The 15,045-nt window shown below is 65.7% G+C and carries 12 protein-coding genes and 2 tRNA genes; all 14 read right to left on the reverse strand.

Features of this window, described 5'->3' with window-relative positions:
* Positions 1 to 9 precede the first annotated feature (9 nt).
* Complete coding sequence (locus tag ACFFXY_RS21475) at positions 10 to 897, reverse strand: hypothetical protein (RefSeq protein ID WP_382355349.1); 888 nt, start codon at positions 895 to 897, stop codon at positions 10 to 12.
* A 393-nt stretch (positions 898 to 1,290) separates the two neighbouring features.
* A tRNA-Leu gene (locus ACFFXY_RS21480) sits at positions 1,291 to 1,360 on the reverse strand.
* A gap of 143 nt (positions 1,361 to 1,503) precedes the next feature.
* A complete protein-coding gene (locus ACFFXY_RS21485; protein WP_382355352.1) occupies positions 1,504 to 6,474 on the reverse strand; it encodes an NACHT domain-containing protein in 4,971 nt (1,656 codons plus the stop codon).
* A 297-nt stretch (positions 6,475 to 6,771) separates the two neighbouring features.
* Positions 6,772 to 6,845 (reverse strand) — tRNA-Met (locus tag ACFFXY_RS21490).
* A gap of 122 nt (positions 6,846 to 6,967) precedes the next feature.
* Positions 6,968 to 7,867 carry a GTPase Era gene (gene era / locus ACFFXY_RS21495; protein WP_091053491.1) on the reverse strand — a complete coding sequence of 300 codons (900 nt, stop codon included), beginning with the start codon at positions 7,865 to 7,867 and terminating at the stop codon, positions 6,968 to 6,970.
* Positions 7,860 to 8,198 carry a cytidine deaminase-like protein gene (locus ACFFXY_RS21500; protein WP_382355355.1) on the reverse strand — a complete coding sequence of 113 codons (339 nt, stop codon included), beginning with the start codon at positions 8,196 to 8,198 and terminating at the stop codon, positions 7,860 to 7,862. The genes era and ACFFXY_RS21500 overlap by 8 nt, the downstream gene beginning before the upstream one ends.
* Positions 8,191 to 9,492 carry a hemolysin family protein gene (locus ACFFXY_RS21505; RefSeq protein ID WP_382355358.1) on the reverse strand — a complete coding sequence of 434 codons (1,302 nt, stop codon included), beginning with the start codon at positions 9,490 to 9,492 and terminating at the stop codon, positions 8,191 to 8,193. Before ACFFXY_RS21505 ends, ACFFXY_RS21500 begins: the two co-directional genes overlap by 8 nt.
* 6 nt (positions 9,493 to 9,498) lie before the next feature.
* Positions 9,499 to 9,972 (reverse strand): rRNA maturation RNase YbeY, encoded by a 474-nt coding sequence (ybeY, locus tag ACFFXY_RS21510; RefSeq protein ID WP_382355361.1) that lies wholly within the window; start codon positions 9,970 to 9,972, stop codon positions 9,499 to 9,501.
* Positions 9,950 to 11,005, reverse strand: a complete 1,056-nt coding sequence (locus tag ACFFXY_RS21515) for a PhoH family protein (RefSeq protein ID WP_382355364.1) — start codon at positions 11,003 to 11,005, stop codon at positions 9,950 to 9,952. Before ACFFXY_RS21515 ends, ybeY begins: the two co-directional genes overlap by 23 nt.
* Positions 11,006 to 11,147: 142 nt before the next feature.
* A complete protein-coding gene (locus ACFFXY_RS21520; RefSeq protein WP_382355367.1) occupies positions 11,148 to 11,495 on the reverse strand; it encodes a histidine triad nucleotide-binding protein in 348 nt (115 codons plus the stop codon).
* Between the two features lie 14 nt (positions 11,496 to 11,509).
* Positions 11,510 to 12,235: a 16S rRNA (uracil(1498)-N(3))-methyltransferase gene (locus ACFFXY_RS21525; protein ID WP_382355370.1), complete on the reverse strand. Its 726-nt coding sequence runs from the start codon at positions 12,233 to 12,235 to the stop codon at positions 11,510 to 11,512.
* A 20-nt stretch (positions 12,236 to 12,255) separates the two neighbouring features.
* Complete coding sequence (locus ACFFXY_RS21530) at positions 12,256 to 12,735, reverse strand: hypothetical protein (RefSeq protein WP_382355373.1); 480 nt, start codon at positions 12,733 to 12,735, stop codon at positions 12,256 to 12,258.
* Positions 12,736 to 12,804: 69 nt separating this feature from the next.
* On the reverse strand, positions 12,805 to 13,938 hold the full coding sequence (dnaJ, locus tag ACFFXY_RS21535) for a molecular chaperone DnaJ (RefSeq protein WP_382355376.1): 1,134 nt from the start codon (positions 13,936 to 13,938) through the stop codon (positions 12,805 to 12,807).
* Between the two features lie 19 nt (positions 13,939 to 13,957).
* Positions 13,958 to 14,974, reverse strand: a complete 1,017-nt coding sequence (gene hrcA / locus ACFFXY_RS21540; RefSeq protein ID WP_382355379.1) for a heat-inducible transcriptional repressor HrcA — start codon at positions 14,972 to 14,974, stop codon at positions 13,958 to 13,960.
* Positions 14,975 to 15,045 lie beyond the last annotated feature (71 nt).

Raw genomic sequence — 15,045 nt, forward strand, 5'->3', positions numbered from 1 at the left:
GCTGTTCGATCAGACCCGTTGGAGGCGAAGCAGAGCGTCGCCAAGCTTGAGGTCGGCTGAGCTGGTGCGCTGTTGTATTTCGATTTCTGGCACGCCGAAGACCGGATCTGCGAGCATGTCGACGATGTCGCGGACCGTGGGGTACAGCGTCCAGCGGAGGCTCCAGACCTCCCCGCCCCCTGACAGGCCCCGGCTGTAGTCGGCACCAACGCCTTCCGATTTGCGCCCCATCGGTGGGCCTTCCCAGCTCCCGGTCGCCCAGCGCCCACCGGGATCTCTCGAGTTGAAGCGCGCGACCAGCGCGGCCAGTATCCGCTGAATGCCGATCGACATCGGGGGCATCAGCTTGTGGTTGAAGGCTTCAGAGTCGGCCATCTTCATATCAACCCCCACCCACATTTCACTGCCGTAGCCAGGCTTCCCGACTTCACGTGTGGTGTCAGGGTGGCTTGTGACGATGAACTTCGCACCGGTGGGGACATGCACCGTCTCGTACCGCTCATACTGCGGGCGATCAGGGCCGTCAGACCCCTCCTCCCATCGCACCGAGTGGGTAAGCCGAAGGCCAGGGAATACTGCCTCGGGAGCATTGAAGAAGTAGCCGAGCACGTTCACGGGCGCGCCTTTCGCGACGAGCACCAGCTCTTTGTATCGCGCCGAGACCACCGGGCTATACGAGGCAATCCTGCTGATTGTGGATTCGTAAGGAAGGGTACTGAGCCAGCCACGGTTGAACAGGTGCCACGCGAGGCGGCTCCGCATCTCAAGTTGCGCAGGGATACAACGATCGAGACCAAGGTTGCCCTGTCGGCCTCGTCCGTACTCCGCGGCAATCGGGGTTTCACCTGTAAAGGCGGCGCGCTTGCGTGCAGTAGCCGTATGCACTGAACGGGACATCGTGACTCCTCGCGCTGCTCGGCCAGCATCGGTCACAGCGTCCATCAATCATGATGCAACGTCGGTGGAAGATGGGTGATGGAGCGGGCGAACCACGCCCTCACTTGCGAGCAGGGTCCAGGATTCCGAGCTAAACCCACAATGCCGCAGTCGGACCTCCATCGCGGCCGATAAGCTACATAATACAACCCGTCCTGTGACCTGCGAAGGGCCCCACAGACTTTCAGGATAGGGCACTTCAAATCACCAATCATGTGACCAGAGTCACACAGGAAAGCGTGCCCATGCCCAGGCGTCCCAGTGCATGCTGGAACGTCAAGACAAGCGAAATCCAAGCGGAGACCACGATGATGGCATTGCAGGCCAGAAGCTATGCTCCTGACCTGCAATTTCTGGTCGGGTTGACAGGATTTGAACCTGCGACCCCCTCGTCCCGAACAAAAAGACAAGCAGTTACGACCCATCAACAAACTGTTCCCTGCCAAAAATCATAATTTTGCCCATAGCGCGCTACGATCGAGCGGGTTCGGACGCCGATACGAGAAGCCAGAGTACTTCATCGATCTCCAGACCAGCTGCGCCTGCGGGCCGTCTGGAAACCGGTTCTCAGCGAAAGTATACGTCCATTTCTTCCGCAAATAGGATGGCCTTTTCCCACCCCGCTTGTACTAGCGATTCAATCAATTTCCGAACCGCTGAGGTGCATTCGGAATCGCCAATAATAAGTTCGCGATGATTAGCCATGTAACGTTTAATTAGTTTCAGTACCGCATCAACGGCAAGTGACTCATACGCATACGAATCGTTTGCTGTAGCCGCCTGTGTTGCGATGAGTAGAGCGTATTTCGGGTTGAGCGATGCAACGTAATCGATAGTCTCGATTACATGGTGCACCACCGCAGGGTAGTGAACGGCTGCATACTCTTCAAGCAGCGGTAGCGCAAACTCCGAGAACCTATCAAGATCTCTCTTGTCTGACTCTTGCGGTGACCTCTCCTTCTTCTGCGAGGTGGCACCGCTCGCGTAATAGATCTGCGAAGTCGCTCCCTCGGCAATGCCCACTGCATTGCTGAGAACTTCGTCCTGGTCAGGTGAACGTGTGGCTGACTTTGCCAGTTCGCGCCAAACTGAGCAGACTGATGCGACTGGGAGTTCTAGGAGTTTGAAGGCGCGCTCTTGCGCTTCCAGCAACGAGGGCTCGTGCGGATTGAGGTAGTCACGCAGGTAGGAAATCACTCTGATAGTCCGATTGGGATTCGCGAGCGGCTGCGACATCCATGCTTCCACCGTTCGTCTCGCATAGGGAGTGCCATGTACTGCCGCCAGGCCAGTGATCGCGTGAAGAGGTATATCGAGATGATCCTCACTCTTCAAGGCCGCGTCTGCTACTGGTTCAGCGGCAAGTATTGCCCAATGCGACTGTGCCGCAAGCCGATCAAGGATGCCATCTACTTCAAGTGGGTCCTGGGAGACTTGTCTTCGCAACACCTGCATCAGGACCGCGAGGACGGGATAGTGGCGTTCACGAGAGAGCCGAACTTCAAGTTGTTGCAGCACTTCTGCTGAACTAGTAAATATCGAGGCAAGTACCTGACCACTGAGTAGTCGGTAGATGGGACTTGGCGAATCCAGGTAGGGATGCAGGAGGTTCGAGAGCTCTTCGCCGCGTGCTGTTCGCCAGGTCGACCAGCGAATAAGGGTAGCGATGCCTTGCAGTGCTTCCGTATCGACCGTCACGCCCCAGGCACCACTCCAATCTGCGGGCAGGGAGTCATCTTGCTGCTGTTCAGCGACGGGAGGCAGTGCCGCCCGCAGGGTAGCGATGACGCGGGAGCCCAATTCAGAGTCTGGCACGGTTTCGGAGTGGTGAGCCAGGCTGCAGGCACCGCGCATGAGTACCAGTTGCGATTCATGGTCATTCGAGGGGTCGCGGTGGGTCTGAGATTCCAGTGCTCGACTGAGGTCTAGCCAGCTATCAGCCAGGCGCCTCCAGCCTGCAGCACGTTGGTCGTCATGGTTGGACTGGACTTGGTCTACGGCGCCGGCAACTTCACGCAAGGCTCGGTTTAGTCCCGAGTCGGCGCCCGATGTCTCAGGGGCCTCGTCCTCTTCAACCGTCCACTCGGCGTCGTGTCGCTCTTCGGGCGAGACGAGGGGTGGCAGTGACCTGCTCTCCCTTCCGCTCTCCATCAGGTCTTGCAGGTGTTCCTGGGCAGAGGGATGGCTGATATGTTCTGGGTCAGCTGCACGCAGCAGTGTGTCGCGTCGATGCAAGAGCCATTGCTCCTCTTCGGGACCACGGGAAGGCTCGGTGGCGGACAAAATCGCTGCCTCGATTGCATAGTGTTCTTCTGCCTCGAGCACTGGGGAAGTTCGCTGGAACAGGTGGCCGGCCGCGAGCCATGTGTCGTCACACGCGAATAGGCTGCGGCTGAGCAGGGGCGCCAAGTGCCGAGCCATCGCCAGCGATGGGGCGGACGCTGCATGGTAGAGGAGCCGCTCCCAAACACCGCTGTGCGTGAGCTTCTCAGCCAGCAGGTCAACGACTTGGCTCAGGTCGATGCCGGATGACTGCACTTCATCGGAGTCGGGCTGCAGGCCCTGGTCGAGGACACGATCCGAAGCCGTCTGGATTTGGTCGACTAGAGCGTCGGCAATGGTGGCGGCGGCACCGTGGCCGCCTGTGTAGCGCAAATTGTCGCCGTAGCGGACGTGCGGAGGTGCTCCCGCAGAGATAGCCGTATGCCAGCTCTGCAACATCTGTGTCCGTTCGACAATGCGCAACAGAAGTTGTGCCGCAGCCGTCAGGTTGCTCGCTGCCATTTTTGGAAAGACTTCGCCTACGGTGTACCGGAGGCTCTCAAGATCCTGCTTTCGATTGCTCCTCAGATCAAAGATCTGACTATGCATCATCGACGTGGCTTCGTCACGGGTTTCTTCGAACTCCCAAACGCTCGCAGCGATCTCAACGGCTGCAGCCGGGTCCTTGACGATGATTGCTGGAATCTGATCGATAAGGCGTCGCACCACGTCGTAGTCCCAGACGCTCATGGTCGCGCTCGAGATCACCTCCATGAGCGCAGCCTTGGTTCCGTCCGGGTCGAGGACTACCGACGTTGCGAACACGTTGGCCGAGCCTGCGCCGAGCCGAGGCCGCCCGTCAGCCGACGGGTCTGCCAGCGCGACCTCCATACATGCGATAGCCGCTTGAACCAGGTTTCGGGCTGCTGGTGAATTCGGATCAAGTTTGCGCATGCCGACAGCTCGCGTGAGCAATTGGGAGGCGAATAGGGAGAGGTCAACCTCATCGTTGTTGTGAGCGAGGTCGGCCAACTCAGCGGTGAAGGCGGTGTATGCCTCCAACTGCGGCCGATTGCCTTCTGCAGCGCCGATTGCGGCAGCAATCAAGAAGGCAAGTTTTCGCGCATCAGCAACAGTCCATCGCTGTCGTTCAGCACTTCCTGGCCTGCTCGTACAAGCGTCAACGAGGTCAGCAAGGTCTCGAAGTGTTCGCAGCTCACGGCCGCAGACTGCGGCAGCAGCCGCAGCAGCAATTTCGTGCCCAGGGTCTGAGGCTGCCAACCGCAATGCCAGCCGCCAGAACCCGCGGTGGGACGAGTCTCTGCGCCACTCGAGCGCGAGCCGGTAGTCCAGACTAGGGCGAGCCACTAGAGCAAGGTCTGGGTCAGCATCGAGTTGACCTGCGAGGCTCTGTGAATCCGAAACGTCACCCAGCGCCAGGACAGCGACGGCGTAGTCGAACAATACTGGGTGCGCAAAGGAGATCGAAGCGTGCGGCTGACCGAGCACTCGCGGCAACTCATGCAGCACATTGTCACTGACGAGCCCTGACAGCACACTCCCTGAAACTTCGGCGGGGAGCTCTGCGGGGAGATTGAGGTGCTGCCGGCGTTTCGCGAGCATTCGTTCGGATACCAGTCTGAGCGCGTTCGAGCGGTCGTAGCCGGCAGCGTCATCGCCTACTACCCTCTTCTGCCAGTATCGGTCCAGCAATTCCAGGCGGCTGTCGAACCGGTCTGTCTCAGTGAGCGCCCCTTCGGTGAGGAGCTGGGCAGAGATGTTGAGGTTGAACGGATTGGCAAGGATCTGACGGTATCCCTCCTCAGCAACGTCGAGCAGCCCCGCGAGACCGGGACTAGCATCGCTGATCCAGCGCAGCTCTCCAACGGAGAAGTCGCTTACGAGGAGATGTCGGACGTTGCTGAGGCCAGGGTCAATGTGTGCGGAATCGATCGGTTCACCCTGAAATGTGGCCCTCCATCGGTCGCTATGGGCAAGATCGAAGCTGCGGATACTCGCAACGATTCTCCAGCGACTACCTTTGAGGGTGCGGGCCAGCTTGAACAGCCAGCTTGACGGGTCTCCTCCGCGGGTTTGATCGAGACCGTCGAGGATGAGGACCGCGGGGTGTGCCCCTGTCCAGCCTTGCAGTACTGCATCGATGTCGTACTTGAGGTTGAGTTCTTCCCTCGTTTGCCCAGCGGTGGGGCGCAGTTGGTCGGCGCTGAGGAATAGGACATCTTGCTTGCGGGAGAGTAGGTCAGCGGCGAGGGTGCACAGCAGGCCGGTCTTGCCGGTACCCGGTTCACCAGTGACTGCCAAGTTGCCGGTGGCGTCTGCCAGCACAGATTCAAGGATTCTTGGAACTACCAAGTTCCCTTCAGGCGTGGCGAGAGTTATCTCGTTCGAGCTCGGATCGAGATTAGCGGCCGTGATACGTCGAAGTTGTTCGATGTCAGGGCGCAAGCGGGCGACAGGTCGAAGCACGATCCCTTGTGTCTCAAGCTTCGCTACCAGCCCTGCTCGGTCGGCCCAAGTCCGATCTGTGGCCAGCTGTACTCCGATCGCTAGCAACGCGTGCCAGAGGGATTCCGCCTTTTCATGATCGGAAACCAGCTCTGTGAGCATCACTTGCACAGCGCGACGGTCGCTGCCGCCCTCTTGCAATTCCAGGCAGAAGACGCCGAGCGACCGGAGGAGGAGCCGCAGATCGGTCTCGGCAAGCGTGACATTTCGCTGCTCCATCCAGCACCGCCCCAGATGCTGAAACAGCACCTCTCGTGCCGCACGCTCCTTCTCATTCGTCCCAGCTTCAGCGAGAGGAACGTTGTTAGGCCAACGGCGGAGACGTTGCACGACGTTGCTGAGTGCTGTCGCCACTGTCTGCGGCGACTTGTGATCCCCTAGGATCAGCAGACAGTCGATATCGGGTTCGAGCGGGCGCAATGCCTCAGATGCCCGCCGCTCTGGCACACCTTTGCAGGTCGCCTCCACCGCTTGGGCCAGGGCCTTGCCCAGGGGGCTATCGGATTTCGTTCCGAGAGACAGCCCTTTCTTCGCCTGAACCTGAACCCAGCCGCCTTCTTCGGTGAGAGCACCAATGTCATCTACCGGCCGCGCTGTCTGACCCCCAACCCCGACAACACGTCCTCCAGTAGCCCACTCTGGGAGCCTCTGCTCAGCGAGGAGATGGGCGGCAAACCAAGCCAAACATTGAGCTTCGAAACCCACACCACCTGCCGCTGCGGCTCCCCCCGATGAAGACCTGCTTGCCATGCCCACCATCCAACTTCAGTCAGCAACCCATAGCCACTCAGGAAACACGATGTGAGGAGTGAGCGCCTGATGCGCGACCCCATGTCGACAAGGCTGGGTATCAATCGCGGCTTCCGCAGGACATGCCTGCCGCTGCACCAAGCGCAATCAAGAGTGACCTATATCATAGAACATAAGCATTCCATACCCGAGAACACCGAGGCATCCTGGGGAGTCACCGCAAGCGAACGACAAGCGAGAACCAGAAGAGCCGGTCCCCTCTCTCGAGGAAACCGGCTCTCAGCTGGACTTTCTTTGTAGCGGGAGGCGGATTTGAACCACCGACCTCCAGGTTATGAGCCTGGCGAGCTACCGAGCTGCTCTATCCCGCGTCGGTATGTAAAGAGTACATCATCCTAGAAACCACCTGCCACAGCGGGTTCGGTGAGTGGGGTCACGCCGTGTTCACCTGGGGTTTCGGGCCCGGCCCCCGGGTGGGGGCCGGGCGGGGGCGTTAGAAGCCGAGGCGTTCGAGCATCTTGGGGTCCTTCTGCCAGTCCTTGGCGACGCGGACGTGGAGGTCGAGGTAGACGCGGCCACCGATGAGCTGGGCGATGCCCTTGCGGGCCTTGGTGCCGACGCGCTTGAGGCGGTCGCCGCCCTTGCCGATGACGATGCCCTTCTGGGAGTCGCGCTCGACGTAGATCTCGGCCCAGATCTTCTTGCGGGGGCCGCCGTCGGAGTCCTCGTCCTCGACGTCCTCGATGACGACGGCGAGGGAGTGGGGCAGCTCGTCGCGGACGCCTTCGAGGGCGGCCTCGCGGATGAGCTCGGCCATCATGACCCGCTCGGGCTCCTCGGAGATCATGCCGTCCGGGTAGAGCTGCGGCGACTCAGGCAGGTGGCCGGAGAGGACGCCGACGAGCTCGTCGAGGTTGTCGCCGGTCTTGGCGGAGACCGGGACGATGTCGGCGAACTCGCCGAGGGCCGCGACGTTGGTCAGGTGGCGGACCAGGGCGTCCTTGGAGACGAGGTCGATCTTGGTGACGACTGCGACGACCTTCGCGCCGAGCTTCGCGATCTCGCCGGTGATGAACTTGTCGCCGGGGCCGGGCTTCTCGTTGGCGGGCAGGCACAGGCCGATGACGTCGACCTCGGACCAGGTCTGGCGGACCAGGTCGTTCAGGCGCTCGCCCAGGAGCGTGCGCGGCCGGTGGAGGCCGGGCGTGTCCACGAGGATGAGCTGGGAGTCCGGGCGGTGCAGGATCGCGCGGACGACGTGCCGCGTGGTCTGCGGCCGGTTCGAGGTGATCGCGATCTTCTGGCCCATGATCGCGTTCGTGAGCGTGGACTTCCCCGCGTTCGGGCGGCCCACGAAGCAGGCGAACCCTGCACGGAACTCGTTGCTAGGCAAGACGGTTCACCTCTTTCCGGATGACCGAGTACGCGGCCACGTCGCTGCTGATCTCTTTCGCGGCCTTGAGGCCGTCCTCGTCCGACTGCGCGCCGAAGACCACGGCCGCCTCCAGCGCCTCGGCCCCCGCCGCGAACGCCTGCGCGACCGCCGCCTGGAGCGCGGTCAGGCGCAGGGACGGCAGGTCCACCGCCGCCGAGGCGTAGGTGCGGCCGATGCCGTCGCGCACGGCCGCGCCGGTGGTCTGCGAGACGCGCCCCGCGGCCCCGCGGGCCAGCGTGACGAGTTTCGCGTCCTCGGCGTCGAGGTCGTCGACGTGCAGGTCAGACATTGAGTTCGTGCCTTTCGTCAGTGGAGGTCGAGGGCGCGGCGTCGTCGGCTTCGGGCAGCCGCGCGACGCGCACCGTCTCGATGCGGTTGCGCCGGCCCACGGTGCCCTCGGCGGTGAGCTCCAGGCCCGCGAGGCGGGTCCGGTCGCCCGCGAGCGGGACCTTCCCCAGCTCGGCGGCCAGGAGGCCCGCGACGGTGTCCACGTCGACCTCGGGCAGGTCGACGTCGAAGAGCTCGGCGAGGTCCTCGGGCGAGAACCGGGCCGTGACGCGCGCGGTGCGGTCGTCGAGCCAGGCCACGGGCGGGAGCTCCTGGTCGTACTCGTCGGTGATCTCGCCGACGATCTCCTCCAGGATGTCCTCGATGGTGACGAGCCCGGCGGTCCCGCCGTACTCGTCCACGACGCCCGCGATGTGGATGCGGGCGGTCTGCATCTCGCGCAGCAGGTCGTCCACGGGCTTGGAGTCCGGGACGATCGAGACGGCGCGCATGACCTCGCCCACGGGCGGGTTCGCGCCGTCGTCCAGGCGCACCAGGTCCTTGAGGTAGACGACGCCGCGGAGGTCGTCGAGGTCCTCCCCCACGACCGGGATGCGCGAGTAGCCGGAGCGGAGCGCGACCTGCTTGGCCTCGTCCGCGGGCGTCTCGGCGCTCACCCACACCATCGCGGTGCGCGGCACCATGACCTCGCGGACCACGGTGTCGCCCAAGGCGAACACCGACGCGATCATGTCCCGTTCGTCGTGGTCGACGGTCCCCTGCGCCTCGGCCGCGTCAACCAGCTCGCGGATCTCGATCTCCGAGGTCGCGAACGGCCCCTCGCGGAAGCCCTTGCCGGGCGTGAGCGCGTTGCCGAGGAGGATGAGGACCTTCGCGAGCGGCCCGAGCGCGGTGCCGAGCATCGACACCGGGCCCGCGACCGCGAGCGCGACCGGGTAGGCGTGCTGGCGCCCGAGCGTGCGCGGGTTGACGCCGATGACGACGAAGGACACGACGGTCATGACGGCGGCGGAGATCCCGACCGCCGTCCACGAGTCGTTCCAGGTGTCGAAGGCGATGACCGCGACGATCGCGATGGCCGCCGCCTCGCACGCGAGGCGCAGCAGGATCAGCAGGTTGAGGTACTTGGGGAGGTCCTCGGTGATCTTCACGAGCGATTCGGCGCCGCGGCGGCGCTCGCCGGCGAGTTCGGCCGCGCGGGCCGGGGAGACCGCGGTGAGGGCAGAGTCGACCATGGCGGCGGCCCCGGCGACGACGATGAGCGCGACGGCGGCTGCCAGCAGGGTGTACGGCATCGGGGCCTAACTCTCCGCCGAGGCCGTGCGTTTGGAGCGCCAGGAGTCGAGCAGCCGGTTCTGGAGGCCGAACATCTCCTTGGCCTGCTCCGGTTCGGCGTGGTCGTAGCCGAGGATGTGGAGCACGCCGTGGACGGAGAGCATGTGCATCTCGTCGGCGGTGGAGTGCCCGGCGTCCTTGGCCTGCGCTTCGGCGACCTCGGGCGAGAGCACGAGGTCGCCGAGGATCGGCGTGCCCGGCTCCGAGGAGTCGGGGCGGGCGGGCATCGCGTCGTCCATCGGGAACGAGAGGACGTCGGTGGGCCCGGTGCCGCCCATCCAGCGCTTGTTCAGCTCGGTCATGTGCTCGATGTCGACGATGAGGACCGAGAGCTCGGCGAGCGGGTTGACGCCCATCTCCAGGAGCGCGAACTCGGCGACGGCGCGGATGCCCGACTCGTCGACTTCGCGCCCGGACTCATTGATGATCTCGATGCCCACGGTTCCCTCGTTGCCCTTTCCCGGCGGGCGCGCGATGGCTGTCCTTCGCGGCGTCCCACTTCTCGTAGGCGTTCACGATATCGCTGACGAGCTGGTGACGGACGACGTCTTCCGCCCGGAGCGTGGCGAAGTGCACGTCCTCGACGCCTTCGAGGATGTCGCGGACCACGCGCAGCCCGGAGGTGGTGCCGCCGGGCAGGTCGACCTGGGTGATGTCGCCGGTGACGACGATCTTCGAGCCGAAGCCGAGGCGGGTGAGGAACATCTTCATCTGCTCGGGCGTGGTGTTCTGCGCCTCGTCGAGGATGATGAACGCGTCGTTGAGCGTACGCCCGCGCATGAACGCGAGCGGCGCGACCTCGATCGTGCCCGACTCCATGAGCTTCGGGATCGAGCCCGGGTCGATCATGTCGTGCAGCGCGTCGTACAGCGGCCGCAGGTACGGGTCGATCTTCTCGAACAGCGTCCCGGGCAGGAACCCGAGCCGCTCCCCGGCCTCGACCGCGGGGCGAGTGAGGATGATCCGGCTGATCTCCTTGGCCTGGAGCGCCTGCACGGCCTTGGCCATCGCGAGGTAGGTCTTGCCGGTGCCCGCGGGGCCGATGCCGAAGACGATCGTGTTGTTGTCGATCGCCTCCACGTAGTGCTTCTGCCCGATGGTCTTGGGGCGGATCGCCTTGCCGCGCTTGGAGACGATGTTCTGCGTGAGCACGTCCACCGGGCGCTCGCCCGGGGCGGACTTCAGCATGTTCTCCGTGCGCCGGATGATGTCGGGATCGACGTTCTCGCCGTTCTCGATCAAGGCGAGCAGCTCCTTCACGAGTCGTTCGGCGGCCCGCGGGGCGCCGTTGATGCCGGTGAGGGTGATGGTGTCCCCGCGCACGTGCAGGTCGACGCCGGGGAAGCGGCGTTCGATGTAGCGCAGGTTCTCGTCGGCGCGACCCAGCAGGGCCATGAGCGCGCTCTGGTCGCCGACGGTGATCGTGGACGTGATCGTCGAGGTGGTGTTGACGTTGTCAGAGCGGTCGGTCATAGGCTTCGCCGCGAGGGCTGTTCGCCACCTGCTTCCTCAAAAGAGACTTCGAGCGGCCCCTCGGGGGCCGCGGTTTCCATGCCCCAATGGTAGTTCCTGCCTGCGACAAGGGACAGCGGGTAAACGCTGCCGCGGTGTGATTTCATGCCGCGAGCAGCGGCTCGAACGATTTGCCGCCGAGCACGTGGAAGTGCACGTGGAAGATCGTCTGCCCGGCTTCGGCCCCGGTGTTCCCGAGGAGGTTCCACCCGGTTTCGGCGATGCCCTCCGACTCGGCGATCCCCGCCGCGGCCGCGAGGACCTCCCCGGCGAGCGCGGGGTCCGCGGCCGTGAGTTCGGCGATGTTCGCGTAGTGGGTCTTCGGGATGACCAGCACGTGCGTGGGCGCCTTCGGCTGGATGTCGCGGAAGGCGAGCACATGCTCGGTCTCCAGCACCTTGGTCGAGGGGACGTCCCCGGCGACGATCTTGCAGAACAGGCAGTCGGTCATTTCGAGGATCTTACTTACCAGCGGCCGAGTCGGGCCTGGAGCACTGCGAGGGCCGCGGGGCCCGCGGTGGAGGTGCGCAGGACGGTGTCGCCGAGGCGAACCGGTTCGCCGAACTCGGCGAGCGCGGCGAGTTCGTCGGGGCTGATGGAGCCTTCGGGGCCGATGACGAGGGCGATCTCGCCGGCCGAGGCGAGCGGGACCTGCGAGAGGGGCAGGGTCGCCTCCTCGTGGAGGACGAGGACCTGCGCGGCCGTGCGCAGGCGCTGCACCAGCTGCTTGGTGGTGTGCAGCTCGGCGACGTGCGCGAGGTGGGCGCGGCGGGCCTGCTTGGAGGCTTCGCGGGCGGTCGCGTCCCATTTGGCGCGGGCCTTGTCGCCGCGCGGGCCCTTCCACTGGACGATGGACCGCGATGCGGCCCAGGGGATCACTTCGTCGACGCCGATCTCGGTGAGCATCTGGACGGCGCGCTCGCCGCGGTCGCCCTTGGGGAGGGCCTGGACGACGGTGAGCTTCGGGTCGGGGCCGGGGAGCGTGCGGTTGTCGAGGACGTCCAGGCGCAGGAGGCCGCGCTCGGCGTGGGCGACGCGAGCGGAGGCGACGCCGCCGGAGCCGTCGGCGAGGAGCAGGGTCTCGCCGGGCTGGAGGCGCTGCACGTCGGCGGCGTGGTGCCCTTCGGGGCCGTCGAGGACGTATTCGCCGACGGCCGGGAGGGCGTCGACGAGGAAGACCGGATCGCTCACCGCACCAGCCTAACCGGAGGTCAGCGGGTGAAGTCGACGGCGCGTTCCCAGCGGAGGCGGCCGGTGATCTTGCGGTAGAGGCCCTGGTCGCCGATGCGGCCGAAGGAGTGGTCGAAGCGGCGGCGCGGCAGGTGGACGGGGATGAGGTCGACCCAGCCGTCCTTGTCGGCGGGCGGCTCCCAGCGGTTCGCGGGAGCGGCGACGCGCCATTCGGCCTCGCGGGGCGCCTGGGTGGTGCATTTGAGGACCCAGTAGCCGGAGCCGGAGTAGCCGATGACGAGGACGGGGCGCTCCTTGGAGCGGCGCGGCTCGTCCTCGAAGGGGACGTCGGCGAGCCAGCGCTCGCCGGTCTGCGGGCCGCCGGAGGGCGGGGCCGCGTCGAGCCGGGGGCCGCCGCGTGCGGGGGCGCCGCGGCGGCGCAGGACCACGACGAAGGCGACGAGGGCCGCGATGAGGAGGACGGCGATGACGGAGACGGTCGCGGGGTCGAGGCTGATCACGGGGCCGGAGTGTAGCGGAGCCCCGCTCCCCGCGCGGGAAGGCGGGGGCGGGGCTCATGGGGCGGGGTCCTAAGCGTGGCCGTTGAACGCGTCGCGCATCCGGCTAAAAAAACCCGATCCGCCTTTGACTTCCTTGATCTCCTCGTCGCGGAGGCTCGCGAGCTTGCGGAGGAGCTCCTCCTGCTCGGCGTCGAGCTTGCCGGGGGTGCGGACATCGAGTTCGACGTAGAGGTCGCCGCGGGCGCCGCCGCCGCGGAGCTTGGGGACGCCGTGGCCGCGGACCTTCTTGATGGTGCCGGGCTGGGTGCCGGTGGCGACCTCGACCTCGACCTGGTCGTCGAGGGTGTGGATGTTGAGTTTGGTGCCGAGCGCGGCCTGCGTCATGGGGACGCGGACGCGGCAGCGCAGGTCGGAGCCCTCGCGGGTGAAGACCTCGTGGGGCTTCTCGTGGACCTCGACGTACAGGTCGCCGGCGGGGCCGCCGCCGGGGCCGACCTCGCCTTCGCCGGAGAGGCGGATGCGCATGCCGTCCTCGACGCCGGCGGGGACCTTGACGGTGATGCGCCGGCGCGAGCGCACGCGGCCTTCGCCGCCGCACTTGCGGCACGGGTCGGTGATGATCGTGCCGTAGCCGGAGCAGGCCGAGCAGGGGCGCGCGGTGCGGACCTGGCCGAGGATCGTGCGCTGCACGACCTGGACCTCGCCGGAGCCGCCGCAGGTGGTGCACGTCTGCGGTTCGCTGGCGCCTTCGGTGCAGGAGCCGTCGCAGGAGTCGCAGAGGATCGCCGTGTCGACGGTGAGCGTGGACTCGGTGCCGAACGCGACCTCTTCGAGGTCGAGGTCGAGGCGGAGGAGCGCGTCGTTGCCGGGCCGGGTGCGCGAGCGCGGGCCGCGGCGGCCGAAGCCGCCCATGGAGCCGCCGAAGAACGCGTCCATGATGTCCTCGAAGCCCATGAACGGGGCCCCGGAGCCTCCTGCGGCGCCGCGCGCGTACGGGTCGCCGCCCGCGTCGACGACCGCGCGCTTCTGGGGGTCCATGAGGACCTCGAAGGCGGCGTTGATCTCCTGGAGCCGTTCCTGCGCGTCGGGTTCGTCGCTGACGTCGGGGTGGTACTTGCGCGCCAGCTTCCGGTACGCCTTCTTCAGCTCGTCCTCGGTCGCGTTGCGCTCGACCCCGAGGATGCCGTAGTAGTCCTTAGCCACGTGGATGCTCATCGTCCTGTCAGCGGTTCTGTTCCAAAATCTCTGATACGTACCGGGCGACGGCGCGGACGGCCGCGATCGTGCCCGGGTAGTCCATGCGCGTCGGTCCGAGCACGCCCATGTGCCCGACGACGGAGCCGGGGCCGTACCCGGCGGTGACGACGGTGGCCTCGCGGAAGTCGGCGACCTCGTTCTCGTCGCCGATGCGGACCGTCAGCAGCGCGTTGGAGTCGGCGCGGCCGAGGAGCTGCATGAGCACGACCTCCTCCTCCAGCGCTTCGAGGATCGGCCGCAGCGATCCGGCGAAGAAGTTCCCGTTGCGGGTGAGGTTCGCGGCACCCGCGACGGCGACGCGCTCCTCGGTGCGGGCGACGACGGAGTCGAGGAGGACGCGGGCCAGCTCGGAGGCGGTGGCGCGCAGTTCGACCCGGGCGAGCCCGGCGAGTCCGGCGATGATGCGGGGGGCGTCGGCGAGGGCCTTGCCCTGGAGCTGCTCGTTGACGAGGCGGCGCAGGTCGAGGACGTCGTCCTCGGTGAGCTCGGAGGGGACCTCGACGTAGCGCTGCTCGACGCGTCCGGTGTCGGTGATCATGACGAGCATGAGCCGGGTGGGGGTGAGGGACACGAGTTCGAGGTGGCGCACGGAGGAGCGGTTGAGGCTCGGGTACTGGACGACCGCGACCTGGTGGGTGAGCTGGGCGAGGAGGCGCACGGTGCGGGTGACGACGTCGTCGAGGTCGATGGCCTCGGCGAGGAAGCGGTGGACGGCGCGGCGCTCGGCGGCGGAGAGGGGCTTGATCTTGCCGAGGCGGTCGACGAAGAGGCGGTAGCCCTTGGCGGTGGGGATGCGGCCCGCGGAGGTGTGGGGCTGCTGGATGTACCCGGCCTCTTCGAGGTAGGCCATGTCGTTGCGGACGGTCGCGGCGGAGACGCCGAGAGCGTGGCGCTGGGAGACGGCCTTGGAGCCGACGGGCTCCTGGGTGGCGACGTAGTCCTCGACGATGGCGCGCAGCACTTCGAGCTTGCGGTCGTCCATCGCCACGTCCCCTCGGTCTCGGTGCCTTCGCGGTCCGGCAGGCCGAGCGGAAGCTCAGTCTGCCGGACTCA

The sequence above is a fragment of the Glycomyces mayteni genome (assembly GCF_042428885.1).
In the GTDB taxonomy this organism is placed as follows: domain Bacteria; phylum Actinomycetota; class Actinomycetes; order Mycobacteriales; family Micromonosporaceae; genus Glycomyces; species Glycomyces mayteni.